We start from the raw sequence: 24,818 nt of genomic DNA, 5'->3' as shown, positions 1-24,818 counted from the left end.
AATAGTTATCAGGGTAAGTATCAAGAAACGGAGGTGTTAAGAGCAGGAATTGCGAAAGCGTGGCGAGGCCTGTTACTTAGCTGCAAATACGTCTCTGCCTGCGGAGATAGGTTTCAATGGAGATCCATTCGGTCAGACGTTTATAGAGGAGAAGCATGGCCATCGGTAGCAGGCTGTTGATCCCCAGGCTAATATCGGGGCCCGCTGGCGACATCCTGCCGAGGTTATTGAACGGCACGTTGGCCAGCCTTAACAGATTGAAATAATCCATGCGTAAAAGCTGCGGGAAGCTATGCTGCGTAATGTTGCACAGACATTCATGGTAAATCCGCAGCTGCTTCTCCTCGCTATCGGCAGGCTCACACAGGATCAACAGCGCTTTTTCCAGACTTTTTTGTGCAGTAATCATTCGTTCCATACAGATCCCTTTCGGCATCAAACACGTTCATCAAATTTTTTATACAACCCGGTCAGACTGGTGACGGCAAACTTGCGATAAATATTGCGCCGATGATGGCTGACGGTTTTTCCGGTCACGTCCAGGTAGCGCGTAATCTCTTTATTCTTTTTCCCTGACACGATATAGGGCAGCAGCATGGTCTCCATTCGGGTTAAAGGCTGTTGTTTTTCAAGTTGATGCCAACGAACATTTTTAAAAATAGTGACCGGCTGATCCTCCCGCGCAAAATGGGCAAGGCATGCGCGTAACTGGCGTACGGCGCTTTTACAGTCGATGGTGTAATCCGCGATAGTATTGATGAGAATATTTTCAATCGTGCTTTCGTAGCACACATCCCGGGTAATAAAAATAAAATAGCTCTGCTCGTAACGGTTTTTGACCTCCAGCAGGGCATTCAGAACGTTGATATCAGACTCACCATAATCCACCACAATGGCTTTGGTGCGGGCCAGATCGTCCTTTGTCGCGTTTTTTATATCATCGAGGTAAAGCACCCGTTGAAAAGATGGCGCATCGGTCATTAATTGTTCGACCAGCATGGAAAAGCCCTGCTGAAAATATCTACAGGATGTTAATGCAATAATCATCGTCTATATCCTTATCATCACTGTGGACTCAGTCATAATCCTTGAGAATGTGATAATTTTCAATTAACACTTTTCCCGATGATTATAGGAATAGTCTTAAGCGCTTCGCAGCAATTCGTGCTTTCCTTCACAAAATAGCTATTTCAGAGCAACGGTGTTGTGTAATAACAGCGAGATAGCTGCCGAATAAAAAAGAGCCGCATACTGATACAGGCGGCTCTTTATTTATTAATGCGAAAAAGTTAATTGATCACGTTATGCGAAGGATGTTGAATTCCATTTTTAGCTTCGGAAAATAGAAGAAACTGTGACGCCGAGATGTACTGCTCAACCGCATTCCAGGCCACCACGTCGGTATACAGCTCTGTAATCCGGGTCAACAAACACTGATGCTTACTCGCCATGCTCTCATAATCACTTGTATTGCATGGGTTTTCCTCGATCATTGCGGCCAAAAGGGCCTTAACGTCTTTAAGCGCTTTCCGCAGTGTAACGGGAACATCGTTATGGCCGAGCCGTGAAATATAATTCTCTGACAGACAGGCAAGACCACCGGGTGTACAGGTCGTATTCGATAATGAAATAACACTCTGGAACAATATGCTTTCGGCGTAGCTTTTTATTTTAGACACAATATATCCCTTCCCTGTTAATAAATTACATCATGTAAGCATTCGAATAGTGAACTGGCAACAGCACAGGCTAATTTTTCATGTCGTGCTAATTTTGGCAAGCGCAATAATAATAAATTTTGACATGAGACAATTCTCACGATTCGTATATTTAGATAAGAAATGAGAGGTGTGCTGTATATAATTTGTATGAATAGATAACCGCAGGAATGATGCATTTTATTGTGCGCGCTGATGCCGGGTGGTGTTTTTGTAGGCCCGGCAAGCGTGCGCCGCCGGGCGTTTCCTCAGCGGCTGAAATGCCGATCGATGGCACGCTGACCTGACGCGGTCACACTCACCTCGCGAAACCCCGCTACCCGCTGGATCCAGCCTTTGGTTTCCATGTGAACCAGCAGCGCCGCCCCCGCCTCACCGCCCAGATGGAACCGGCGCTCGCTCCAGTCCAGACAGGCACAGCAGGCTTTACGCCGCGTACTGGCATTCAATACGATCCCCAGGGACAGAAACGCCTCGCGCCCGCTCAGGGTGAGAGCCGATCCATCCGCCACCAGCCAGCCCGCCGCCTGCATAAAGTCATACATCTGCACCGAGACCGTACCTGCCAGATGATCGTAGCAGGTGCGGGCGTGACGCATCGATTCCGGTGCCGTGGTCTGCGGCGGCGTAATGCGCCCCCACGACAGCCCCATCATCTGCTCCACCAGCTCGGCGACCTCGTGCCCCGCCAGGCGATAATAGCGATGCCGCCCCTGAGAAAGACAGCTTATCAGCCGCCCCTCCAGCAGTCGGGTGAGATGCCCGCTGGCGGTAGAGGGGGCTACATCCGCCACGGCGCTGAGTTCGGTAGCGGTCCATGCCCGCCCGTCCATCAGGGCACAGAGCATTTTCACCCGTGACGGGTCGGCCATCGCCGCGGCAACCGCAGCAACGGCCAGCTCCAGCGCGGCGCTGTTATCAGGAGGTAAACTGGTCTTTAGCATTTGCAACCCACGGCCCGGTGATCTCTGCGGCCAGCTTATCATTATCCGTCAGCAGAATAAGATGGTTCGCATGATCGCTGTACTGGATCAGGATGGACACTCCCTGCGCTGCCAGCGCGGCGGCAATCTCCCCCAGCTCGCCGGGACGTTCCTGCTTCAGCTTGCGGATCAGCGGCTTGCGCACCGCCTGTACGTTAAAACCGCCGTCGAGCAGCACGCGCCGGGCTTTTTCGCCCTCCTCCACCAGAAAATGCGCCTCTACGCCAAAGACGCCGCCCCCCCTCCAGCCCCACGCCATGCTGCCCCAGCAGTTGACCAAAGCGCGCCAGCTCCCCGGGCGCGTCGTTGAAAATCACATGGACGTCATACATCGGCATGCCCTCCGGTTTCTGAGGCGTATTCCCGCACCACCTGGGCCACGCGAATGCGGTAGCAGGCAAAGATCGCCGCCCGCCCTTCGGCCTGTGCGGCCTGGTGAAAGACGTTTTGCTTCCAGCTTCGGATAGCCTCTTCGTCCCGCCACCAGGAGAGGGAGAGGATTTTGCCGTCGTGGGTCAGGCTCTGAAAACGTTCGATATCGATAAAGCCGTCGATATCCGCCAGCAGCGGTTTTAGCTCGGCGGCCAGCTGCAGGTAACGCGCCTGATGCGCGGGTTGCGCTTCGGCTTCAAACAGGACTGCAATCATGAGGATCTCTCCGTTGTGAGGTTAAGGAGAGGATGAAGGAAAGGAAAACGTGATGCTTCGGTGAGGAGCGAAATAACGCGTCAGGATTGAAAAATGCCTCAGCCCACTTTATAGTCATCGTACGGAAATTATCCGTACAAAAGATACCCCGGAGTAAAAATGCCAGCCCTGAAAAAACAGCGCATCGACCTCAGGTTAACTGACGAAGACAAAAATCTGATCGAAGAAGCTGCGGCGATGACGAACCAGACAATCACCCAGTTTATGGTTAACAGTGCCTCTGAACGCGCTGCCGAAGTGATTGAGCAACATCGCCGGTTGATCCTTAATGAGGATTCATGGGATCGCGTTATGGATGCACTCGACAACCCGCCAGAGCCTGATGACAGGCTGAAACGCGCAGCAAGACGTCTGCAAAACATGGAGTAAGGCGTGGCTAATCTGACGATAAGGATGTTTTCGCAAGAGACTCACTATGATTTAACAGGCTTCAACTGCGGGGAAGACACCCTCAACCGTTTTCTGTGTGAGCATCTTGCGCGCCAGCACGGTGGTCGTCTGTTACGCGCTTATCTTCTCGTTACTGACGATCCCACGCCAAAAGTGCTGGGCTACTATACGTTATCCGGAAGTTGCTTTGAGAAAGAGACCCTGCCCTCAAAAACGCAGCAGCGCAAAGTACCGTATGTCAATGTGCCCAGCGTCACACTCGGGCGCCTTGCGGTACACCAGGATCTGCAAGGTCAGGGCTGGGGGATAATGCTGGTGACCCATGCCATGAAAGTGGTCTGGCTGGCATCTCAGGCTGTGGGTATTCACGGCATGTTTGTGGATGCACTCAACGATAGGGCGAAAGATTTTTATCTGAAGCTCGGCTTTATTCCTTTGACGGGTAGCAACGCCGATGCTCTTTTTTATCCCACAAAATCCATTGAAAAGCTTTTTGTCGAGTAAGCCTGGGTTGCCGGGTGGCGCTGCGCTTACCCGGCCTGGAAAGGCCCGAACCGTAGGCCCGGCAAGCCTGCGCCGCCGGGCGGTGTTTTAGCCGAGGATCGACTTAGGCTCCATAAACGCGCTTATCCCCCATACGCCCATCTCGCGCCCCACGCCGGAGTGTTTGAATCCGCCAAAAGGGGCTTTGGGCTCATGGGTCAGGGTGTTGACCAGCACGCGACCGGACTGGATCTGCTCTGCCACGCGCCGCGCCCGTTCCGCATCACCACCCAGCACCAGCGCGCTCAGGCCGTAGTCGGTATCGTTAGCAATGGCGATGGCTTCGGCCTCGTCGCGGTAGGCGATCACGCACAGCACCGGGCCAAAGATCTCCTCCCGGGCGATAGCCATCTGATTATGCACGTCGGTAAACAGCGTCGGGCGGACAAACCAGCCGTCCCGGGTGCCTTCCGGCCGCCCTTCTCCGCCAGCCAGCAGGCGTGCTCCCTCTGTCAGCCCTCGCTGGATATACCCCTGCACCCGCTGCCACTGTTTCTCGCTCACCATCGGGCCGACTTCGGTGGCGTTATCCCGCGGATCGCCGGACTTCACCGCCGCGATGGCTTGGGCCAGCGCCTGCTCGAATTCCGCTTTCCGCGACTGCGGCACCAGGATGCGCGTCCCGGCCACGCACGCCTGTCCGCTGTTCATCAGCCCGGCCTGCACCGCCAGCGGAACGGCCTGTTTGATATCGGCATCGTCGAGAACGATCGTCGGGGATTTGCCGCCCAGCTCCAGGGTGACGCGGGTAAAGTTCTCCGCCGCGTTGCGCAGGATCGCTTTGCCGGTCTGCGTTGAGCCGGTAAACGAGATTTTCGCAACATGAGGGTGACGGCTGATGGTCTCCCCCACCGTGTCGCCGCGCCCGGTGACGATGTTGAACACCCCCGGCGGCAGGTCGGCGGCGTGTAACGCCTCGGTCACGATCTGCGTTTGCAGGGCGCTCATCTCGCTGGGCTTGATCACCGCCGTGCAGCCCGCGGCCAGCGCTGCCGCCAGTTTGCCGCAGATAAAGCCCGCATCGCTGTTCCATGGAGTGATCAGCCCGGCAACCCCCAGCGGGGTCATCTCTACCCGTGCCGCCCCGGCAGTGAGCACAAATTCAAACGCCTCCAGCGCCGCGATGGCCTGGCCGATCGCTTCCGCCGGATAGCTTGCCATCCACGCCGAGCGCGACGCGGGCGCGCCGTACTCCTCGATCACCGCCGCCAGCAGATCGTCGTGACGGGCCGCCACCGCAGCCTGCATCCGCTGCAGCGCGGCAATACGTTCCTGCTTCGTGGTTTGTGACCACCCCGGAAAAGCGGCTTGCGCGGCAGCAATCGCGCGTTCGGCATCCACCGCGTCGGCCAGACGTACCTGGCCTATTACCCGGGCCGTCGCCGGGTTATAGAGATCAAAACGCTCGCTGCCATGTGGGGTGACAAATTCACCGTTGATATAGATCTGTTCGATGTGATGCATAACAACCTCCTCAGAGTGGATGGAGACAGTCTGGCACGCCTTCTCCGTTGCGATAATCCACGCTATGCTGCAAAGGTTGTTTCGATTTTCAGGATAATCTATGCACCGTTCAGGACTGACCGAGCTGGAAGTAGTGATGGCCGTGGTGCGTCGCGGCAGCTTTCGCGCCGCCGCCCAGGAGCTGGGGATGTCGGCCACCGCCGTGAGCAACGCCGTTGCCGGGCTGGAGAGCCGTCTGCAAACGCGGCTGTTTAACCGCACCACCCGCAGCGTGGGGCTCACCGACGCCGGGCAGCGCTATGTGGCGCGGATCGGCCCGGCGTTACAGGAAATTCGTCAGGCAGATGAAGAGATCCACAGCGACACCGACGAGCCTGCCGGCACTCTGCGCCTGAACGTTCCGAACAACGTCGGCACGCTGTTCCTGGATGCGCTGCTGATCGACTACATGATCCGCTACCCGAAAATGCGCGTCGAGGCGGTGAGCGAAGCGCGGATGATCGATATCGTGGCGGAGGGGTACGACGCCGGGGTGCGCCTCGCGGAGTCAGTGCCGCAGGACATGATCGCCGTGCCGCTCACGCCGGATATTCGTCAGCTGGTCACCGCCACGCCGGACTATTTTGCCCGCTACGGCACCCCGCAAACCCCGGACGATCTGCTGCATCACCAGGGGATCGGCATGCGGATGGCCCACGGGGGGGATCTATCGCTGGGAGCTGGCGCGACGCGGGGAGCAGATCGCCCTGGCGGTGCCGCCGCGTTTTGCCACCTCGGATCTGTTTGCTTCGATCCGGGCAGTCAAAGCCGGGTTGGGGGTGGGATTTTTACCGGAACTCTATATCCAGCAGGAGCTGGAAAGCGGGGAGCTGGTGAGCGTGCTGGATGAGTGGTCGCAGCCCTTTGCCGGGCTGCGCCTTTACTACCCCGGCCATCGCCACGTCCCGCCCGGGCTGCGGGCGCTGGTGGCGATGATCCGCGAGCGCGGTCTTACTCGAGGTTAGCTTTGTTCAGGCCGTAGGCGCCATCCAGCGCGCCGGGTTCCATACGGGAGGTGATCCCTAAACGGTTCCAGGCGTTAATCGCCACGATCGCAAAGTTCAGCTCGGAAATCTCAATCTCCGAATAGTGTTCCGCCACGCTGCGGTACAGCACGTCGCTGACGCCGTGCGGGCCGATCTGGGTCAGCGCTTCGGTGAAGGCCAGCGCCGCTTTTTCACGGGCGCTGAACAGCGGTGACTCGCGCCATGCGGTCAGATGATACAGGCGCAGCTCGCGCTCCCCGGCGATTTTTGCCTCTTTCGAGTGCATATCCAGACAGAAGGTACAGCCGTTGAGCTGGGAGACGCGGATGTCGATCAGGTGCTTCAGCGCCGGGTCGATGGAGGTCTGGCTCACCGCCATGCTCAGGTCGGACAGCGCTTTAGCGAGGGCAGGTGTGGCTTTATGGTGGTTAACGCGAGTGCTCATTGTCTTTCCTCTTGATGTGCGGCATATGAAATGCGATAGGGCAAATCTACGCCGTTCATGACATAGTAAAAAGATACAAAAAGCGCGAAATGAGGTAGGACATGAAGCCGGGCTATCACGACATCTACACCCGCTATCGGGACAACATCACCCGCGGCATCCTCAAGCCTGGCGATAAGGTGCCTGCCATTCGCGTGCTGGCGGAAGAGCTGAAGGTGGCGCGTAAAACCGTCGAAACCGCCTACGCCATTCTCATCGGCGAAGGCTATCTGGTGAGCCAGGGCGCGCGCGGCACGCGGGTCAACCCGGATTTAACTCTCCCCGTTACGCCTCCGCCGCCCGATGACCCGCTGACGGGCCAGCTGCCGGAATCGCTGGTCAGCCAGCGGGAACGGGCAGGCTTTTTGCGCCCCGGCGTCCCGGCGCTGGACAGTTTCCCGTATAAGAAATGGCTGCTGCTGGCGGGCCAGGCGGTACGCGCCATGCGTCAGGAGGAGATGCTCAACCCGCCGGTGATGGGCTGGGGGCCCCTGCGCCAGGCGATCGCCAGCTACCTCAACATCTCGCGCGGCTTGTCCTGCACGCCGGAGCAGGTGCTGATCACCAGCGGCTACAGCGGCAGCCTGCGGCTGATCCTCGACACCCTCGCCAGCCGCAACGACAAGGTGGTGTTTGAAGATCCGGGCTATTTTATGGGCCAGCAGCTGCTCCGGCGGATCGTACCGCGCCTGCACACCGTGCCGGTGGATCGTTCCGGCATCGACACCGATTACCTGCTGCGCCACCACGCCGACGCCCGGTTTGCCATCGTGACTCCGTCGCACCAGAGCCCGCTGGCGGTCACGCTGTCGCTGCCGCGCAGACAGCAGCTGCTCGACTGGGCCGGGCAGAACGAGGCGTGGATCATCGAGGACGACTATGACGGCGAGTTTCACTACACCCGCAAGGTGCTGCCGTCGTTGAAAAGCCTCGATCGTCAGGATCGGGTGATCTACATGGGCACCTTCAGCAAAACCGTGATGCCGTCCCTGCGCCTCGGCTACGTGGTGATGCCCGCCAGCACGGTGTCGGCCTTTAACGACTGCGCCGATCTGCTCGCCAGCGGCCAGCCGGTGCTGACGCAGAAGATCCTCGCCGCCTTTCTCAACGATGGCCACTTCTTCCGCCATCTGAAAAAGATGCGCGCCCTCTATCAGCAGCGGCGCGACTGGATGATTGCCGCCCTGCACGAGGTCTACGGGGATCGGTTCTTCACCGAGCAGAACGACGGCGGGATGCATATCGTGGCCTTTTTAACCAACGGCAGCTGCGACCAGGAGATCGCCCACTGCTGGCAACAGCAGCAGCTGCAGGTCAATGCCCTGTCGGCGTGGTACAGCGGGTCGGTCAAACGCTACGGGCTGGTGATGGGGTATAACAACGTGCGCAGCTACGACGAGGCCGTTGCGCTGCTGACGCGGCCGAAGATCCAGACCTGCAATCTTCTTAAATAGCAACCCCCTGATTTTGCATCATAAAAGGCTGTTTTCAGATAGTGATAAAGGTATGAATTACCCTGACTACATTTATAATCAACGCGCAAAATGACACTTCTAAGGACAAGAAAAATGAAATCACTACTGGGATTCGACTATCTGTTAACGCCGCGCGTGCTGGTCTTCTTCTACTGGATCGCCATGCTGTTTATCCTGATCGGCGGGATCTACTCGATGTTTACCGAGCATCTTATTGCCGGCTTCTTCGGCATGCTGTTCAGCCTGATCGGCACCCGCGTGATGTTCGAATTGATCATGGTGGCGTTTAAAAATAACGAATATCTGCGCCGCATTGCGGAGAACACCGGGAAATCCACCGTAGAGTGAGGCCATTATGCCGGGTGGCGGCTGCGCCTTACCCGGCCTACGATTCGTGCCCCTGTAGGCCCGGTAAGCGTAGCGCCACCGGGCAATCCTCTACACATCAAACCGTGACAACCCGACATCCTTGAGCTGCTCATCGCTCATCTGGCTCAGAATGCGGCGCGTGCGGTTAATGCGATACCACTTTTTCACTGCCCGCCCCATCCAGATAAACACCGCAAAGGGCCGTTTGGCCCGGTTTTCGTAAAATTCCATGATGCGCTCCTCATCGTGTCAGTGGGGTTATCATCACGGAAATCGGGACCTGCAATACAGATTCAAAAACAACTTTTGTTTAACATACAGATCCGCTAAAACAGTATCTGAATGCCGTTTTACGCGGCAATCTGTACTGGTTTTTAGATCTGTATGGTGACAACCGAGGATACAGCATGACGCGCTACCAACATCTGGCCAATCTCCTGGCACAACGCATTGAACAAGGGCTGTATCGCAGCGGGGAGCGTTTACCCTCGGTGCGCGCGCTGAGCCAGGAGCACGGCGTCAGCATCAGCACCATACAGCAGGCCTATCAGATCCTCGAAAACTTACAGCTGATCACCCCCCAGCCGCGCTCCGGCTACTTCGTCTCCTCGCGCAAAGCGCAGCCGCCTGTGCCAGCGATGACCCGCCCGGTGCAGCGGCCGGTAGAGGTGACCCAGTGGGATGAGGTGATGATGCTTCTCGATGCCCGCGCCGATAAGGAGATGATCTCCTTTGGCGGCGGCTCGCCGGATCTGAACCAGCCAAGCCTGAAGCCGCTGTGGCGCGAGATGAGCCGCATTGCCCAGCACCACCCCGGTGAGATGCTGAGCTATGACGTGCTGGAAGGCAGGCAGGAGCTGCGCGAGCAGATCGCCCGCCTGCTGCTGGACGGCGGCTCGACGGTGGCGGCGAACGAGATTGTGATCACCAACGGCTGTCATGGGGCGCTGTCGCTGGCGCTGCTGTCGGTGTGCCAGCCGGGAGATATCGTGGCGGTGGAGTCGCCGTCTTTCCACGGCACCATGCAGATGCTGCGCGGATTTAACATCAAGGCGATCGAGATCCCCACCGATCCGGAAACCGGGATCAGCATTGAAGCGCTTGAGCTGGCCCTGGAGCAGTGGCCGATCAAAGCGGTGATCCTGGTGCCCAACTGCAATAACCCGCTCGGATTTATCATGCCGGAGGCGCGCAAACGTCAGGTGCTGGCCCTGGCCCAGCGCCACGATATCGTCATCGTGGAGGATGATATTTACGGCGAGCTGGCGGCGGAGTACCCGCGCCCGCGCACCATCCACTCCTTTGATATCGACGGCCGTGTGCTGCTGTGCAGCTCCTTTACCAAAACCGTGGCCCCCGGGCTGCGCGTCGGCTGGATTGTGCCGGGACGGTATTACGACCGGGTGATGCACATGAAATATGCCGCGGGCGGGTTTAACGTGCCGGGCACCCAGATGGCGGTGGCGGCCTTTATCCGCGACGGGCACTACCATCGCCACGTGCGCCGCATGCGCCAGATTTATCAGCAGAATATGGAGCGCTACACCTGCTGGGTGCGGCAGTATTTCCCGGCAGAGATTTGCGTCACGCGCCCGCAGGGCAGTTTCCTGCTGTGGGTGGAGCTGCCGGAACAGGTGGATATGGTGTGCGTCAGCAAGCAGCTGAGCCGCCTGAAGATCCAGGCCGCGGCGGGATCGTTGTTTTCAGCATCGGGGAAGTATCGCAACTGCCTGCGGATCAACGTGGCGTTACCGCCGAACGAGAAGAACCGCGAGGCGTTGAAGAAGATGGGCGAGGCGATTCATATTGCGATGGAGGCGTAGTGCGGCATGGTGCGGCCTGATGCCCTCACCCAGGCCCTCTCCCACAGGGAGAGGGAGAAAACCGTAGGCCCGGTAAGCGTAGCGCCACCGGGCGATGTTGACGATGGTGCGGCCTGATGCCCTCACCCCGGCCCTCTCCTACAGGGAGAGGGAGAAAACCGTAGGCCCGGTAAGCGTAGCGCCACCGGGCGATGTTGACGATGGTGCGGCCTGATGCCCTCACCCCGACCCTCTCCCACAGGGAGAGGGGAGAAAACCGTAGGCCCGGTAAGCGTAGCGCCACCGGGCGATGTTGCGATGGTGCGGCCTGATGCCCTCACCCCGACCCTCTCCCACAGGGAGAGGGAGAAAACCGTAGGCCCGGTAAGCGTAGCGCCACCGGGCGATGTTGACGATGGTGCGGCCTGATGCCCTCACCCCGACCCTCTCCCAGAGGGAGAGGGAGAAAACACTTACATCAGAACTTCCACGACACGCTGCCGACGATACTGCGCTCGGCACCAAAGTAGCAGTATGAGAGCGAGTTACAGGCCGCCACGTAGCTTTCGTCCGTCAGGTTGTTGACGTTCAGCTGGGCGCTCACGCCGGTCAGCCCGACCTTCGACAGATCATAGCCTACTGCCAGATCCACCAGCGTATACGATGGCAGCGTGTGGGTGTTCATGCGATCGCTGGTCACGCCGTTGACGTAACGCACGCCGGATCCCACCGTCAGGCCATCGAGCGGCCCGGTTTTAACGTCATAGCTGAGCCAGCCGCTGGCCATATTACGTGGCGCATAGACCGCCCGCTTGCCCTCTTCCTCCGGGCTGCTCTTCTTGTAGCGGATGTCGGTATAGGTATAGGCCGCCTGCAGACGCAGGCTGTCGGTCAGCTGCCCTACCGCTTCCAGCTCCACCCCTTCGGATTCGATTTCACCGATAGAGCGGTACGGATCGGTCGGCTCCTCTTTGGTGGCGATATTTTTCTGGTTGATGCGGAACACCGAGGCGCTGAACTGGCTGTTCATCCCTTCCGGCTCAAACTTCACGCCCGCTTCCCACTGCTTGCCTTCCATCGGATCCAGCAGATCGCCGTTGGCATCGGCAAAGCTGGTCGGCGTAAAGGCGGTGGAGTAGCTGATGTACGGCGCGATGCCGTTATCAAACAGGTACAGCAGCGCCGCACGGCTGCTGAAGTTGTTTTTGTCCAGATCGCTGCGGGTATCGTTGAGCTTGTCGATATTCGAGACGCTCACCTGATCGTAGCGCCCGCCCAGGGTCAGACGCCAGCGGTCCAGCGAGAGCTGATCCTGCAGGTAGTATCCGGTCTGGCGCAGCTTGTGCTTCTCCTGGCTGTACATGGTGATGTAGTCCGGCTTCGCGCCGTACACCGGGTGGAAAGCGTCGATCGGCGGGAAGCCGCCGTAGTAGCCGGTGGTATTGTTGCTGCGATCCTGATAATCGAGGCCAATCAGCACCCGGTGGTTCACCGCCCAGGTATCGAAGCTGCCGTCGATCTGGTTATCGAGGGTGATGGCATCCATCTTCTCGTCCGAGCCGGAGTAGCCGCGGTTAAGCTCGGTTTCGTTCAGCCAGCCGGCGGCATAGACCTGATTCAGCTCCACTTTGGTATGCAGATAGCGCAGCTTCTGGCGCACCGACCAGCCGCTGTCAAACATATGCTCGATGTTGTAGCCGACCATGTTCTCGCGGCGATCGTACTTGTCGTAATCGTCCTCGCCTTCGAAGAAGGTGTTGGAGATCATCTTGCCATCGTGCGGAACCACGGTGCCGTCGTACGGCAGACCGGAGTGGCTGCCGCCCTCAGGGTCGCGGTGCAGATAGGCCATCAGATCGAGGCGGGTGTTATCGGTGATGCGCCAGGTCAGGCTCGGCATCAGGGCGTAACGCTCCTCCTTCAGCGGATCGAACTGGGAGTCGGCGTAGCGGGTCATGCCGCTCAGGCGCGCCGCCACGCGGTCGTTATCATCCAGCGCGCCGGTGACGTCAAACATCGCTCCACGCTGATCGTTATTCCCGGCGAACAGCTTGATCTCGCCGCCCGGATCGAACGAAGGTTTGCGCGAGGTGAGCGCTACGATCCCGCCCGGTGAGGAACGACCGTACAGCACCGAGGCCGGGCCGCGCACCACTTCGATATTTTCCAGGAACCAGGGATCAACCACCAGCGAGCTGTGGGAGTTGGTGTCGCCCATCATCTTCAGGCCGTCGAGGTAGACGTTGTCCAGGCTACCGTCGGAGAAGCCGCGCAGCACGATGTAGTCGAAGCGGTTCGAGGCGCCGATCTGGTTGCTGTAGACGCCCGGGGTGTAGCTCACCGCCTGACGCACGCTGGTGGCACCCTGCTCTTCAAACTGCTCGCGGGTCACGATCGACACCGCCTGCGGGGTCTCGATATCCGGGGTCGCCAGCTTGGTGGCCCCGCTCTGCATCTGTGAGGTGACCACCACGGTTTCGGTTTTCGGCGTCTCCTGCGCCATCAGGGGGGAGCGCGACGCTCCCGGTAACCCATCCCACCAGCAGTGCCAGCCGCGTTTTAGCGAACATGAAAATCTCCAAAGGCATTTCTAATTGTTAATAAGAATTATTACCTTTTTCATTTCGAAGATAGCTATGCGCGCCGCCAGAGTGCGTATGCGCAATGCCAAACCGCACAAACGGCGTTGGCGATCGGGGAAAAGCGGATTAACGGTCGCTGCGCACCGCGCCAGGGCAGACGCCGTAGCGGCGACGAAACGCGGTGGCAAAGTTGGTAGCGTGCTGATAGCCCGACATCCACGCCGCCTGCTGCACGCTGTGGCCTTCCAGCAGATAGCGCCGCGCCTGAGCCAGACGGCAGTCGCGCAGATAGTCGAAGACGGTGCAGCCGTAGGCCTGGCGGAACTTACTCCGCAGGCTGCTGGGGCTCATCGCCGCCCGGGCCGCCAGTTGGGCGAGGGTGTAGTCCTGCTCGGGGGCCTGTGCCAGCAGATGACGGATCTGCTCCAGCCGGGCGTGCTCGCCGCCGGAGGTGCCCGGCAGCGCCGTGCCCTGCTGCTCCCGCAGGTGCAGGCCGTGGCCCAGGAGCTGATACATTACCCCTTCCAGCAGCAGCTGGCGCGACAGGCTGCTGCGCTCGCGCTGCCGGGCATGCTGAATGCCGGCCAGCACAAAATCCGGCACCTGCCAGACAAAGGTGGGGGCGTTGAGCTTCTCCCACTGCTCCAGCAGAGAGGCGAGCAGGCTTTCGCGACGGGCATCGTCGGGGTAAACGCCAAAAGAGAGGGTTTTGAGGGCGATATTGGCATCATGACGGGCAGACATCGCCTGCTGTTCGCTGAGCCTGGCGCTAAAAGCCATGCCGGGGTGCACCGCGTATACCTCACCGCTGAGGGTCAGGGTCACACAGCCTTCCAGCACCACCAGCACATACAGCGGGCTGCTGTGGCGGGAGGTGGTTTCATAGGGTTGCAGAACGCGCACGTCGGAATGGGTTAAGGAGATGCCGGACGGGAGGATCATCTCTTCGACATCGCCGTGCAAAACGGGGCTGGTGCTGGCACAGGTATCCGTCAGCAGCGGGAAGCGGTAGTCGATACCGTAGCGCTCGCCAAATACCTTAAAGTCTGCCACGGAAAAGGTTTTTTTCGTTGCAGCGGTCGGATTATTGAGCGTTGTGTTGGACATGCCTGCGCCTGGAGGAAGCTATCAAAAATAAAACAGTATCACTCCTTTAACGCGGCGGCAATGCAGGTATATTCCGCCTCGCTTAATACATATTTAAACGCTGGCATGACGCCAGCGTTTAAATATTATTTTAAGGCACTGCTGTTAATCAAGCTTCTTGCCAGCTGGCGAAAGTCTCTTCGTGATTCTTATTCAGCACCACTTTATTGCCTTCAATTTTATCGACCCATTCCAGCGGGATATAATGGTGTTTACCGCCGGACTCAGAGTCGTTTTTTGCCAGCTTAATACGTTCGCCATCAAGATGGTCAACCGTGCCGACATGGTGACCGCAGCTTGCAACAACCGGAGTATGTTCCTTGATTTCACTCTTGTTTACCATAATTAATTCTCCTCAACAGGTTTCTACGGGTTGTGACACGAAACTAACTGTAGACCATAATTACGCTATTTTCCGTCCCATTAGCATTTCGAAACATTATTCCCGCTGCGCGTTAGAGGGTTTAAATATATAAGAATGAACTGATAAATATTCCAGGCCCGTTATTATGCCGCATAATTACCATCACGCACTCAACATGGAGGCATATATGGTAGAAGCCAATCGTACCGAAATATCCCTGGCTCTTGGTGAAGCGGTTTTAGATGTTGTGCAAAAAGGCCAGGAGGTGTCGAGAGAAAATCTGGCACGGGCCATGAAAAGTAAAGCCGAGCGCGAAAGCGATGACGAGCGCCTTCTTGATTACTGGAAAGCCTGTCATATCCTCGCGGCGTAAAGATGGCGGCGTGGGGCTTGTGCCCCGCGCCGCCTGTGCGATTACTCGTCGAAGAACCAATATCCCTGGTTAATCAGCCCGGTCAGCTCTTCCACAAACGCCGGGTTTTGCAGGGCAGCGCCCAGCTCCGCCTGGCCCAGCTCGGTGTAGCGGCACAGCGCATCCGCCGCCGTCGCGTCCACCGTCTCCAGCTGTTCGCTGTTGATAAAGAAGCTGCCGCCGATGTTCAGCACCCGCAGCCCGCTCAGGCGAGTCAGGGTTTCGCCGCCCTGCAGCGCGTCGAGCACCTCTTCCGGCGTGTACTCCGGCTCGGCAGGCGCAATATCCAGCTCGTGACGCGGGGTGGAGATAAAGCTGCCAAACCACTGCTTAAAATCGTCCGGCTGGCTAATCATCTCGATCATCATCTTACGCAGGCGTTCGAGTTCGTACTCCTCAACACGGCCCGGATGTTCACGGCAGGTCAGATCCGGATCGCTGTAGTGCTCCCCACCCAGATCGTTCTCCAGGGCGTAATCGGCAAAGCTGCTGATCAGATCCCGGCCGTTTGGCCCGCGGAAGCCCACCGAGTAGTTAAGCGCCGTCTCGTGGGTGAAGCCGTCGTGCGGGAATCCCGGCGGGATGTACAGGATATCGCCCGGGGCCAGATCTTCGTCGATGATCGGCTCAAAGGGATCGACATGCAGCAGCGCCGGATGCGGACAGAACTGACGCATCGGCAGCTTGTCCCCCACGCGCCAGCGACGGCTGCCCATCCCCTGAATGATAAACACATCGTACTGGTCGATATGCGGGCCAACGCCGCCGCCCGGGACGGAGAAGGAGATCATCAGATCGTCCAGACGCCAGTCCGGCAGCACGCGGAACGGGCGTACCAGCTCGGCAGCCGGTGCGTGCCAGTGGTTGACCGCCTGGGCCAGCAGCGACCAGCCGGTTTCGCCCAGGCCGTCGAAGTGCTCGAACGGACCGTTGCTGGCCTGCCATTTACCCTCTTTATGGCTGACCAGGCGGCTGTCCACTTCCGGCTCCATCGCCAGCCCTGCCAGCTCATCCGGGCTGATAGGATCGATAAAATTGGGCAGGGCGTTCTTTAAAACGACAGGTTTCTTTTGCCAGTATTTTTCTAAAAATTCCGGCCAGTTCAGGTTGAGTTGATACGCCATGGTTAGCACCAGTGAAAAGACAAACGGGCCTGATTATAGAAAGAGGCCGGGCCAGGCTGCCTTGTCGTGGGTCAAGCGGGGATGAAATCTGCCGCATTCAGCCTTTCGCATGACACAGCCTGACAGTTTCACGCTTTATCGTGATCGCGAGATAGAGAGCGACTTATATCGTTAATCACAAAGAGTGCACTGTTATGAGGCCTGTCATGAGCCCGTTCGTCGAACTTCCCGTTTCCGCCAGTGTGAAGACCCTGATGGGTGTCTATACGCGTAAAGAGAGTCCGTCCGTGTTTGCGCCTGTGGCCCGCGAGTTGCCTGAGGGGAGCCGTATCAGCGTGCAGGCGACGGTGGTGGGTGATGCGGTGCAGGGCAATCCGCACTGGTACCGGATTGATGAAGACACCTTTATCTGGTCGGGAGCCTGTACCCATATCGACCCCTGCCCCGAGTTTCCGCCCTGTACCCGAGTCAACTGGACGGCGGTGGTGTTTGAGGTGCGTTAAGCGGCTTTCATGGGGTGCCGCCTGGAAAATAGTGATGTAATGATTGTCGCCAAACTTGACCGCCCTGAACGCAACGCGATAGATGCCAGAAAAACAGTTGAGCGTTGGCAGCAGTGGATGGCCGCAGCAGTGTTCAACACTGCTGCCTGTCTAATATGTCACTAATTATATTATGCGTATCTAAAAGGGAATCTACTCACAACCAAGTGATGAGTCCTTATCACAGGTCAGTTTTGCTGACAAATCACTCAGGCGATCAATCCCAACGGGCTTACAATCATAAACTGATTCCTTTTTGCTATTCAGACTCGTAACAATGACTCCACGGCTTTCATTCCCATCTTCATAGTTACTAAATATCGTGTATTTATACTCCGAGTTTATGAATGACACATTGAAGTAATCAGTTTGAAATCGTGAGTAATGATTGTATTTAAATCCCGAAAAATCATCACCTTTTGACTCATAGTCAAATTTTTTTTTACCATCTTTAATTAATGAATAATGCAACACACCTCTATCTTCATCTAATTTTATATTTCCTTTTACTGTGTCACATGAAAAATATACATCATGCGCAAATGATGAGCCGCACAGAAACATTGCAATTAATGCCATAAGATTATAATGACGCATTGTAGTTTTTCTCCATTTTTAAATCATATCCCTTCTGCCTCGGACCATTGTACCTTTTGGCGAATGAAAGCCAATCCTTGTTTCGAATCGATCGCAGCAGAACATTATCAGCCTCAATAAAGTGAACAAATGCTTTTAGTTGATTTTTCTCAGATTGACTTAAGGCCAGGACGAAATCCTCAGGACTGGCATAACCAGCTGCTGCATAGTTTGACGCCAGAATCTGGAATTTACCCCATGATGCTGATTTTAAGGCTGCTTTTTTATCGAGTCCATATGCCTTTACTAACTTTCTATATTGTATTGATGTTTCTCCATATCCACCCGCAACTGCGTTTGATATATCTTCATATTGGTCATATTTCCCACCCGTATATTTATGAAAATGATGCCTTTCAAATAAGATTGCAGGTACATAATCATCATCTTCCTGAAATTTAAAATAGGAGCCATAAGAACCAGTTTCAGTTTTTGCTACAGCCTTAATTGCTGCAACTTCACAATTTAGATTTTTTGCTGCCTCTTCATAATCAGACTCTTCAATTTCATCTCCATTATAAAAATTAATAAACTCAATAGACGTTAACTCTCCATTGATTGGAGTTTTAGGAAAGCCTGCATTTCTTAGCATCTCTAAAAACTCAAGTGGGTGAAAATGCCATACCGATCGCTGACTGGCGAATGGCGGGACTTTATCCATCCAGCGTGTAGCGTCCAGAAATCCCCCCGTTGACCTTCTTAACAATCGGACTTTCTTCTCTGTCCTTGAAGACCGATGACCAGCGTGTATCATCGCGGGTACTATGCCAATAGCTGTCGTGCTTCACTATCAGACGCCGCGCATATTCCGGAATGCTCATCTGGTTGGTATGCAGTGCGCCAAACAGCTGCGCATCCTGTAATTTATCCGTATAACGTCCACTCAAATCCCGATTTTCAGCACTGCGGATCAGGCTGTCATAAAACATTTTCGCCTGTGAGCTTTGCGGCCCTTTCTCCCCATCAAAGTGAGAGTTGAAGCTTTTCAGAGCATTGATTAACCAGCTTTCGTCCAGCGTGCGGGTAAAATCTGTGGTGGGCTCCGCTTCAATACAGTGAAAGTTTAACGCCGTTAAATCATGCTGACTAAGTTGCTCCACATCATCCTGGTGCATCCAGCTGTGTGGGCGGATCTGAAAGTACGTTACCCCGGTTTTATCCGTAAACGGATACGTGGCATCGCGCGGGATGATTCTTCCGGCATCAGCACGAGTAATGGCGCTCATCTGTTCAAAAGTGCTGTCTTCACCCTCACCATTTCGTAGGAACAGCGGCCGTTTCAGCTTCAGCTTGATATACTGTTTGCCCGTTTTGATGCCTTTCACGTTGGCCACAAAATCAGAGATATGCTCATCAAGACTCAGCAACTCGATATGAGTTTTGTATTCCGTGGTAATAACCTGCGGGTAATTATCTTCATCTGCCAGATCCTCAGCACCGAGGAATCCGACCGGTTCGCCTGCCTTCACCGTCACTTTCAGCGGAACGGTCGGCACCACCACATCATCAAACACGCCGTGATTCAGCGCATTGTGCATCCAGTCAGGCAGACATATGTAACATTCCCCGTCAGGCTCCAGATATTCCGGGCGCATCGCGACCCAGAAAAGTGTTCCCGAAGGTTTTCCCGCTTCAAGGCGCTGCACCAGTGCAAACGGCTCAGGCTGACGTTCCAGCAGAAACGATTTTTGCTGCAGTACGGCCAGTATTTCACCCTGCTTCAGTGTTCTGGCATGACCCTGTTTATTTGCCAGTACATCCGGAACAATCTCGCGACTGTGATCATGGCGGGAATGGCGACGAATCCGCACACCGTGGCCTTTCTGCGTGACCCGGTATAGCGGGCGTTGCGGGTATTCTGAAAGGGGGGGCCATATGCATGTACAGTTGATACAGCGTCAGCCAGGAGGATTCATCCTCCTCGTCTGGCTTGTACACTGACCTGACCAGCACAAAGGTCCCGGACTCGCGCAACGGCCTTTCCTGACGACAGTCAGTCTTCGCGTAATCCCGGTTAAGCCGCCACGCCACCACCTCACCGTCCATCATAAACTGGAGCGGCACTGACTTTTCCGGCGCATCCTGACTCAGCACCGACGCCGGAGAAGATGACGCTCCGATGTGAATGCCACCATGCCAGAACCAATTTACGCCAAGTAACCACCAACCATGGGCGTTTTTTCGAGTGTCAGTTAACAACTCGTCATAGTTCTTATACTCCCGACCATCGGCTTTCCGTACCGGATAACGTATGTTCATCGTCTTCCCTTAAGTTAAATCACTAAGACCATGATAATCGCAGGGAGTTAAGAAGAAAGGGAGTAAAATTTATGCAGCTTTTAGTACTGAGATATTTACTAACGTAGATTGTTCTACGAAGGGTGCCGCTAAGATTTTGCTGTTAATGTTAGGTATTTTGCGCTTTCCAGGCGACCCCCATCAGACGTTGATAACCTGCACATCCTGCGCCGCAAAAGCTGCGATCGCCTCCTGATCCAGGCTCGCCTCCACCACCAGCACGTCGATATCGCTGCTTTTCGCCACTACAAAGCGCGCCACGCCGGGGATTTTATCGGTGGTGAGCGCCACAATGGTCTGGCTGCTCTGGCCGATCACCGCCTTCTTGAACTCGCAGTCGGCAAAGTCGAACCCGGTCAGCCCCATCCCCGGATCCATCGCGCAGCCGCCGATAAACGCCTGATCGAAAATAATCCCCTGGATCTGACTCGCCGCCGTGGCCCCCACCGCGCCGCCAGAGGTCCGCTGGATCTGGCCGCCGGTGATGATCACCTCGCACAGGGGATGGCGCAGCAGCTCCGCGGCGATGGCCGGAGAGTTGGTCACCACGGTGAGCGCCAGATCCGGCGGCAGGGCCTTCGCCAGCGCGAGGTTGGTGGTGCCGGTATCGATAAAAATGCAGCTCCCCGCTTTGATCAGGGTTGCCGCTTTCTGCGCGATCGTGACTTTTTTTGCGTGATTTTTTTGCTCGCGGCTGTAGAAATTTCCGGCATCCGCCAGCTGCAGCACCGCCCCGCCGTAGACCTTCTTACAGAACCCCTCTTTGCTAAGTTCATGTAAATCCCGGCGAATGGTATGTTCCGACACCTGCATCCGGGTCGCCAGTTCGGCGCAGACCACTCTGCCATTTTCCTGCAGGATCTGGCGGATCAGATCTTGTCGTTGTTCCGGGAAAGCTGCATAATCGAGCATAAATTATCTTCTCTGGATTTGAATCGAGCAACAATGCGCATAATGTTGCATGACGGCGCGCTCTGTCAATCCACCAGGCCCGAAACCGGAGCGTCACGATGAAATACTATGATGATTACCGTCAGCAGGTACCCGCCACCAACCCCCATGACGGCTTTCTGTTTGCGCCTGTGACCGCAAATTCGCGCCCCGGGGAGCAGGTGCAGCGCAAAATACCGGCCTCCCCGTTACTGAAACCTTATAAGGATGTGAAATGACCCCTCAGACCACCGGAGCCGTCCATCGGCTTGCCACCCGGATCGTCTTTTTTATTGCCGGCTACGTGACCGCCACCTGGGCGGTGCTGGTCCCTTACGCCAAAGCCAATACCGGCGTTAACGAGGCCACGCTTGGCTCGCTGCTGCTGTGCCTGGGGATGGGGGCGTTAATTGCGATGCCGCTCACCGGGATGCTGACCAGCCGCTACGGCTGCCGTCGGGTGATTGTTACCGCGATGGCGATCGTGCTGCTCACCACTCCGCTGCTGGCGATCGTTCCGGATCCGCGCCTGCTGGCTGCCATCCTGCTGCTGTTCGGCGTCGGCGTGGGGGTGACGGACTGCGCCATGAACATCCAGGCGATCATCGTCGAGCGCGATTCACCTAAGCCAGTGATGTCCGGCTTTCACGGTATGTACAGCGTCGGCGGCATCGCGGGCGCGGGTGCAATGACCCTGCTGCTGACCCTCGGAGCCAGCGCCTTTGTCGCCTGCCTGATCGTTATCCTGAGCGTTATTCTGATGCTGGCCTTCAGCCTGAAAGGGCTGCTGCCGTGGGCTAACCCTGCCTCCGGCCCGGCGTTTGCCGTGCCGCGCGGTGTGGTGCTGCTGATTGGTGCCATCTGCTTTGCAGTGTTCCTCGCCGAAGGGACGGTGCTGGACTGGAGCGCGGTGTTCCTCACCGAAGTGCGCGGCGTACCGGAGTCGCTGGGCGGGCTGGGCTTCACCTGCTTTGCGGTGGCGATGACGATTTTCCGCTTAACCGGCGACAAACTGATCGCCCGCACCGGGGCCCTGCGCGCGGTAGTGGGTGGCGCGATCGTTGCCGCCCTCGGCTTTGCGCTGGTGACCTTTATGCCGCTGTGGCAGCTGTCGCTGCTGGGCTACGTGCTGGTGGGTGCCGGCTGCGCCAATATCGTGCCGGTGATGTTCTCCGCCGTTGGCCGTCAGACCCGCATGCCGCAGGCGGTCGCCGTCCCGGCCATCACTACTCTGGGCTATCTCGGCGTGCTCGCCGGGCCCGCCATTATCGGCTATGTGGCGCATGCCACCTCCTTAACCCAGGCGTTTATGGTCATTATGCTGCTGATGCTGGTCGTCGCCGCGCTGTCCATGACCGTCACCGCTAACCAACCCGCCCGCAGCGAGGGATGATATGAATATTGCACACGTCGCACTCTGGACTCACAACCTGGACGCCCAGGTTCACTTCTGGGAAACCGTATTTGGCGCACGCCGCAACGAACGCTACCTGAGTAAAAACCGCCCTGGGTTTGCGTCGCACTTTATGACCCTCAGCGACGGACCGACCATCGAGCTAATGACCGTCCCGGAACTGGCCGGTTCTCCTCAGCACGCGGAGTTTGTCGGCTGGGCGCATATCGCCCTGAACGTCGGTAGCAAAGCAGATGTGGATCGCATGGCGGAGCAGGCGCGGTTAAACAACACGCTCCTGGGCGCCCCACGGATGACCGGCGATGGCTATTACGAAGCCGTGATTGCGGATCCAGATGGGAACCGTATTGAGCTGGTGGGGGAGTGATTTCCCGCTGAATAATATCTAAAGCACAAGCCCCGCAATGCGGGGCTTTTTCGTTTATTTCGTTTGTTGTGCTTTTCGTTTGTTTCGATTACAGTTCTCTATGGTGTACTTTTACTCACCATAACTATGAAACTCGACACTAACTGGAATACTGAAATGACAAACTCACTTCTGAACAGCCTTACGTTACCGGCTCCAAAGGAGATTGAGGCAGCTGTACGCGGACAAAGGGAGCTTGCTACGTTTCTGTCCACAAAGCAGGAAACGCAAAAAATTACGATCCAGGATGCACAGGATGTCACTCATCAAATAGAGCTGCCAACCTCTTCACTGACGCTTCTGATGAGCATCCTGGGTGAGCTGGCTGCGGGCAATGCCGTGCAGGTTGTGCCCGTGCATGCTGAATTAACCACGCAGGAGGCAGCCAATATCCTGAACGTTTCGCGCCCACATATGGTGAAACTTCTCGAGGAAGGCAAGCTACCTTTTCATAAAACTGGCCGTCATCGCCGCATTCTTTTCGCAGACCTGATGAAGTACAAAGATCAGCGTGATGCAGAAAGCATACAAGCCCTTCGCGAGCTGGCGGAACAAAGTCAGGAGCTTGGCTTTTACTGATGACGCACTCACCTTATCCCGTCGTTCTTGATGCCTGCGTACTGTACCCATCAATGCTGCGGGATCTCCTCATGCATATTGGGAAGATGGGCTTATATCAACCCAAATGGACAATTCAAATACATGATGAGTGGCAGCGAAATCTGCTTATCAATCGCCCTGATATCACGGCAGGCCAGCTGAAGCGCACCGAAATGCTCATGAATAAAGCCTTCGGCGACGCCTGCGTATCAGGCTATGAGAGCATTATTGATGGTCTTAGTCTGCCTGATCAGGATGACAGGCATGTACTTGCCGCGGCTATTCGTTCGGATTCCGAAGTGATTGTGACCTACAATCTTGACGATTTCCCGGCTGGAATCCTCGCTGAATTTGATGTCGAAGCGCTTCATCCGGATGAGTTTCTGTCGGACCTTTTCGACCTGAACCATGCGCTGGTTCTTGAAGCGGTAAGAATGCAGCGCTCGCACCTGCGTAATCCTCCCCTCACGCCAGATCAATTTTTGCAAAGCCTGCTGCAGTTGGGTTTACCGAAAACAGTGACTGAGCTGGAAAAATATAAACTGCTACTATAGACCTTCTCAATTGGCGACAATTTAACCATTCCTGGCCTACGCTTACCCAGTGTGAAAAGCGGTTTTGAAAAACCACATATCGCTTTCATATAGTTATCATATTGTTAAATGATAATGATAATTAATGTGTTAGAGTTGTTGCGTTCGAAAGCTGCCGCCATAACCGCTTGAACAGTACGGAGGTGGTTTTCACGCTGGGCGAAATCCTCTCATCTCTGTCAGGCTGAATCATTGGGGCTATTAATGGAACACATTGTTTACGTCGTTGATGATGATCACGCTGTCAGGCGGTCCGTGGTTGGGCTGCTGGAATCCGCAGGGCTGAACGCCCTCGACTTCTCCTCGGCAGAATCTTTTCTGCAGCACACTTTTGAAGATGTGCCCTCCTGCGTGATCCTCGATATGCAGATGCCCACCATCAGCGGGTTTGAGGTGGCGGATACCCTGAAGGCCAGCGGGCGCGAAATCCCGATTATCTACCTCACCGGCCACGGCACTATTCCCATGTCGGTGAAGGCGATGAAGGGCGGCGCGTATGAGTTTCTCACCAAACCGGTGGCGTCGAACGATCTGATCGACTCGATTGGCGCGGCGCTGAAGCTGGCGGAAGATAACGCCTCGCACCTGCGGGAGCAGTACTCCCTGAAACAGCGCCATCTCTCCCTCACCCCGCGCGAGCAGCAGGTTTTGCAGCTGGCGATCAGCGGGATGCTGAACAAGCAGATCGCCGCCGAGCTCGGGGTGAGTGAAATCACCGTCAAAGTCCACCGCCGTCGGGTGATGGACAAAATGCAGGCCCGCTCGCTGGCGGATCTGGTCAGGGCCGCCGAGCGCCTGACCTGAATCCTG

28 protein-coding genes and 4 pseudogenes are annotated in these 24,818 nt (G+C 56.4%); 15 read left to right on the top strand and 17 right to left on the bottom strand.

Annotation, left to right across the window (positions count from 1 at the left end; translation table 11 throughout):
* Positions 1-76: 76 nt before the first annotated feature.
* The 6 genes and pseudogenes from AAHB66_RS02835 to AAHB66_RS02810 form a co-directional block, all read right to left on the bottom strand.
* Positions 77-418 (bottom strand): hypothetical protein, encoded by a 342-nt coding sequence (locus AAHB66_RS02835; protein WP_347115146.1) that lies wholly within the window; start codon positions 416-418, stop codon positions 77-79.
* A gap of 17 nt (positions 419-435) precedes the next feature.
* On the bottom strand, positions 436-1,047 hold the full coding sequence (locus AAHB66_RS02830) for a LuxR C-terminal-related transcriptional regulator (protein ID WP_347115145.1): 612 nt from the start codon (positions 1,045-1,047) through the stop codon (positions 436-438).
* Between the two features lie 242 nt (positions 1,048-1,289).
* Positions 1,290-1,679, bottom strand: coding sequence for a hypothetical protein (locus AAHB66_RS02825; RefSeq protein WP_347115144.1), 390 nt, complete (start codon positions 1,677-1,679; stop codon positions 1,290-1,292).
* 287 nt (positions 1,680-1,966) lie between these two features.
* Positions 1,967-2,662 (bottom strand): winged helix-turn-helix domain-containing protein, encoded by a 696-nt coding sequence (locus AAHB66_RS02820; RefSeq protein ID WP_347115143.1) that lies wholly within the window; start codon positions 2,660-2,662, stop codon positions 1,967-1,969.
* Positions 2,637-3,033: pseudogene (locus AAHB66_RS02815) on the bottom strand (amino acid-binding protein). Before AAHB66_RS02815 ends, AAHB66_RS02820 begins: the two are co-directional and overlap by 26 nt.
* Positions 3,026-3,349: an antibiotic biosynthesis monooxygenase gene (locus tag AAHB66_RS02810; RefSeq protein WP_347115142.1), complete on the bottom strand. Its 324-nt coding sequence runs from the start codon at positions 3,347-3,349 to the stop codon at positions 3,026-3,028. Before AAHB66_RS02810 ends, AAHB66_RS02815 begins: the two are co-directional and overlap by 8 nt.
* 159 nt (positions 3,350-3,508) lie before the next feature.
* Between AAHB66_RS02810 and AAHB66_RS02805 the strand changes: the two genes are divergently transcribed.
* Complete coding sequence (locus AAHB66_RS02805; RefSeq protein WP_347115141.1) at positions 3,509-3,778, top strand: DUF1778 domain-containing protein; 270 nt, start codon at positions 3,509-3,511, stop codon at positions 3,776-3,778.
* Between the two features lie 24 nt (positions 3,779-3,802).
* On the top strand, positions 3,803-4,303 hold the full coding sequence (locus AAHB66_RS02800; protein ID WP_347116407.1) for a GNAT family N-acetyltransferase: 501 nt from the start codon (positions 3,803-3,805) through the stop codon (positions 4,301-4,303).
* An 87-nt stretch (positions 4,304-4,390) separates the two neighbouring features.
* Here the strand turns inward: AAHB66_RS02800 and AAHB66_RS02795 are convergent, their stop codons facing one another.
* Positions 4,391-5,806, bottom strand: a complete 1,416-nt coding sequence (locus AAHB66_RS02795; RefSeq protein ID WP_347115140.1) for an aldehyde dehydrogenase family protein — start codon at positions 5,804-5,806, stop codon at positions 4,391-4,393.
* Positions 5,807-5,906: 100 nt separating this feature from the next.
* Here AAHB66_RS02795 and AAHB66_RS02790 point away from each other — a divergent pair.
* Positions 5,907-6,810 (top strand): annotated as a pseudogene (locus tag AAHB66_RS02790) (LysR family transcriptional regulator).
* Here AAHB66_RS02790 and AAHB66_RS02785 read toward each other — a convergent pair.
* Positions 6,797-7,276 carry a carboxymuconolactone decarboxylase family protein gene (locus AAHB66_RS02785; RefSeq protein ID WP_142488079.1) on the bottom strand — a complete coding sequence of 160 codons (480 nt, stop codon included), beginning with the start codon at positions 7,274-7,276 and terminating at the stop codon, positions 6,797-6,799. The pseudogene AAHB66_RS02790 and the gene AAHB66_RS02785 overlap by 14 nt on opposite strands.
* A 101-nt stretch (positions 7,277-7,377) precedes the next feature.
* Between AAHB66_RS02785 and AAHB66_RS02780 the strand changes: the two genes are divergently transcribed.
* Positions 7,378-8,769 carry a PLP-dependent aminotransferase family protein gene (locus tag AAHB66_RS02780; RefSeq protein WP_347115139.1) on the top strand — a complete coding sequence of 464 codons (1,392 nt, stop codon included), beginning with the start codon at positions 7,378-7,380 and terminating at the stop codon, positions 8,767-8,769.
* Between the two features lie 114 nt (positions 8,770-8,883).
* Positions 8,884-9,138, top strand: coding sequence for a DUF4282 domain-containing protein (locus tag AAHB66_RS02775; RefSeq protein ID WP_347115138.1), 255 nt, complete (start codon positions 8,884-8,886; stop codon positions 9,136-9,138).
* A 90-nt stretch (positions 9,139-9,228) separates the two neighbouring features.
* Here AAHB66_RS02775 and AAHB66_RS02770 read toward each other — a convergent pair whose 3' ends face one another.
* Positions 9,229-9,390: a DUF1127 domain-containing protein gene (locus AAHB66_RS02770; RefSeq protein WP_347115137.1), complete on the bottom strand. Its 162-nt coding sequence runs from the start codon at positions 9,388-9,390 to the stop codon at positions 9,229-9,231.
* A gap of 176 nt (positions 9,391-9,566) precedes the next feature.
* Between AAHB66_RS02770 and AAHB66_RS02765 the strand changes: the two genes are divergently transcribed.
* Positions 9,567-10,982: a PLP-dependent aminotransferase family protein gene (locus AAHB66_RS02765; protein WP_347115136.1), complete on the top strand. Its 1,416-nt coding sequence runs from the start codon at positions 9,567-9,569 to the stop codon at positions 10,980-10,982.
* 457 nt (positions 10,983-11,439) lie between these two features.
* Here AAHB66_RS02765 and foxA read toward each other — a convergent pair.
* From foxA to AAHB66_RS02750, 3 genes and pseudogenes are all read right to left on the bottom strand, one after another.
* Positions 11,440-13,531 (bottom strand): annotated as a pseudogene (gene foxA / locus AAHB66_RS02760) (ferrioxamine B receptor FoxA).
* A 138-nt stretch (positions 13,532-13,669) separates the two neighbouring features.
* Positions 13,670-14,650 (bottom strand): helix-turn-helix domain-containing protein, encoded by a 981-nt coding sequence (locus AAHB66_RS02755; RefSeq protein WP_347115135.1) that lies wholly within the window; start codon positions 14,648-14,650, stop codon positions 13,670-13,672.
* 148 nt (positions 14,651-14,798) lie between these two features.
* Positions 14,799-15,032 carry a DUF2171 domain-containing protein gene (locus AAHB66_RS02750; RefSeq protein WP_312806223.1) on the bottom strand — a complete coding sequence of 78 codons (234 nt, stop codon included), beginning with the start codon at positions 15,030-15,032 and terminating at the stop codon, positions 14,799-14,801.
* Positions 15,033-15,240: 208 nt separating this feature from the next.
* Here AAHB66_RS02750 and AAHB66_RS02745 point away from each other — a divergent pair, with 208 nt between their 5' ends.
* Positions 15,241-15,426 carry a DUF2767 domain-containing protein gene (locus AAHB66_RS02745; RefSeq protein WP_312806224.1) on the top strand — a complete coding sequence of 62 codons (186 nt, stop codon included), beginning with the start codon at positions 15,241-15,243 and terminating at the stop codon, positions 15,424-15,426.
* Positions 15,427-15,467: 41 nt separating this feature from the next.
* Here the strand turns inward: AAHB66_RS02745 and AAHB66_RS02740 are convergent, their stop codons facing one another.
* On the bottom strand, positions 15,468-16,589 hold the full coding sequence (locus tag AAHB66_RS02740) for a cupin domain-containing protein (RefSeq protein ID WP_312806225.1): 1,122 nt from the start codon (positions 16,587-16,589) through the stop codon (positions 15,468-15,470).
* Between the two features lie 206 nt (positions 16,590-16,795).
* Here AAHB66_RS02740 and AAHB66_RS02735 point away from each other — a divergent pair, with 206 nt between their 5' ends.
* Both AAHB66_RS02735 and AAHB66_RS02730 read left to right on the top strand, forming a co-directional pair.
* Positions 16,796-17,092: an SH3 domain-containing protein gene (locus AAHB66_RS02735; protein ID WP_312806226.1), complete on the top strand. Its 297-nt coding sequence runs from the start codon at positions 16,796-16,798 to the stop codon at positions 17,090-17,092.
* Positions 17,093-17,110: 18 nt separating this feature from the next.
* Positions 17,111-17,197 (top strand): annotated as a pseudogene (locus AAHB66_RS02730) (recombinase family protein); the annotation flags it as partial.
* A gap of 87 nt (positions 17,198-17,284) precedes the next feature.
* On the opposite strand, the gene AAHB66_RS02725 reads toward AAHB66_RS02730, so the two are convergent.
* The 4 genes from AAHB66_RS02725 to AAHB66_RS02710 form a co-directional block, all read right to left on the bottom strand.
* Entirely contained in the window at positions 17,285-17,728 is a 444-nt protein-coding gene (locus AAHB66_RS02725) for a hypothetical protein (protein ID WP_347115134.1), read from the bottom strand.
* Positions 17,715-18,428, bottom strand: coding sequence for an N-acetylmuramidase family protein (locus AAHB66_RS02720; protein WP_347115133.1), 714 nt, complete (start codon positions 18,426-18,428; stop codon positions 17,715-17,717). Before AAHB66_RS02720 ends, AAHB66_RS02725 begins: the two co-directional genes overlap by 14 nt.
* Complete coding sequence (locus tag AAHB66_RS02715; protein ID WP_347115132.1) at positions 18,421-19,578, bottom strand: hypothetical protein; 1,158 nt, start codon at positions 19,576-19,578, stop codon at positions 18,421-18,423. Before AAHB66_RS02715 ends, AAHB66_RS02720 begins: the two co-directional genes overlap by 8 nt.
* Before the next feature lie 628 nt (positions 19,579-20,206).
* On the bottom strand, positions 20,207-20,977 hold the full coding sequence (locus AAHB66_RS02710; protein WP_347115131.1) for a DeoR/GlpR family DNA-binding transcription regulator: 771 nt from the start codon (positions 20,975-20,977) through the stop codon (positions 20,207-20,209).
* Between the two features lie 98 nt (positions 20,978-21,075).
* Here AAHB66_RS02710 and AAHB66_RS02705 point away from each other — a divergent pair, with 98 nt between their 5' ends.
* From AAHB66_RS02705 to AAHB66_RS02680, 6 genes are all read left to right on the top strand, one after another.
* Positions 21,076-21,234, top strand: a complete 159-nt coding sequence (locus tag AAHB66_RS02705; protein WP_347115130.1) for a hypothetical protein — start codon at positions 21,076-21,078, stop codon at positions 21,232-21,234.
* Complete coding sequence (locus tag AAHB66_RS02700; RefSeq protein WP_347115129.1) at positions 21,231-22,388, top strand: MFS transporter; 1,158 nt, start codon at positions 21,231-21,233, stop codon at positions 22,386-22,388. The genes AAHB66_RS02705 and AAHB66_RS02700 overlap by 4 nt, the downstream gene beginning before the upstream one ends.
* A 1-nt stretch (position 22,389) precedes the next feature.
* Positions 22,390-22,776: a VOC family protein gene (locus AAHB66_RS02695; protein WP_347115128.1), complete on the top strand. Its 387-nt coding sequence runs from the start codon at positions 22,390-22,392 to the stop codon at positions 22,774-22,776.
* A gap of 156 nt (positions 22,777-22,932) precedes the next feature.
* On the top strand, positions 22,933-23,394 hold the full coding sequence (locus AAHB66_RS02690; RefSeq protein WP_106995644.1) for a helix-turn-helix domain-containing protein: 462 nt from the start codon (positions 22,933-22,935) through the stop codon (positions 23,392-23,394).
* Entirely contained in the window at positions 23,394-23,969 is a 576-nt protein-coding gene (locus AAHB66_RS02685) for a PIN domain-containing protein (RefSeq protein WP_347115127.1), read from the top strand. The genes AAHB66_RS02690 and AAHB66_RS02685 overlap by 1 nt, the downstream gene beginning before the upstream one ends.
* A gap of 243 nt (positions 23,970-24,212) precedes the next feature.
* The gene (locus AAHB66_RS02680; protein ID WP_347115126.1) at positions 24,213-24,812 is read left to right on the top strand and encodes a response regulator; all 600 of its coding nucleotides are present in this window, start codon (positions 24,213-24,215) and stop codon (positions 24,810-24,812) included.
* The last annotated feature ends 6 nt before the right edge of the window (positions 24,813-24,818 follow it).

The organism is Leclercia sp. S52 (genome assembly GCF_039727615.1).
In the GTDB taxonomy this organism is placed as follows: Bacteria; Pseudomonadota; Gammaproteobacteria; order Enterobacterales; family Enterobacteriaceae; genus Enterobacter; species Enterobacter adecarboxylatus_B.
The sequence above is the reverse complement of the archived record's forward strand: the minus strand, read 5'-3'. Positions and strand labels throughout refer to the sequence as shown.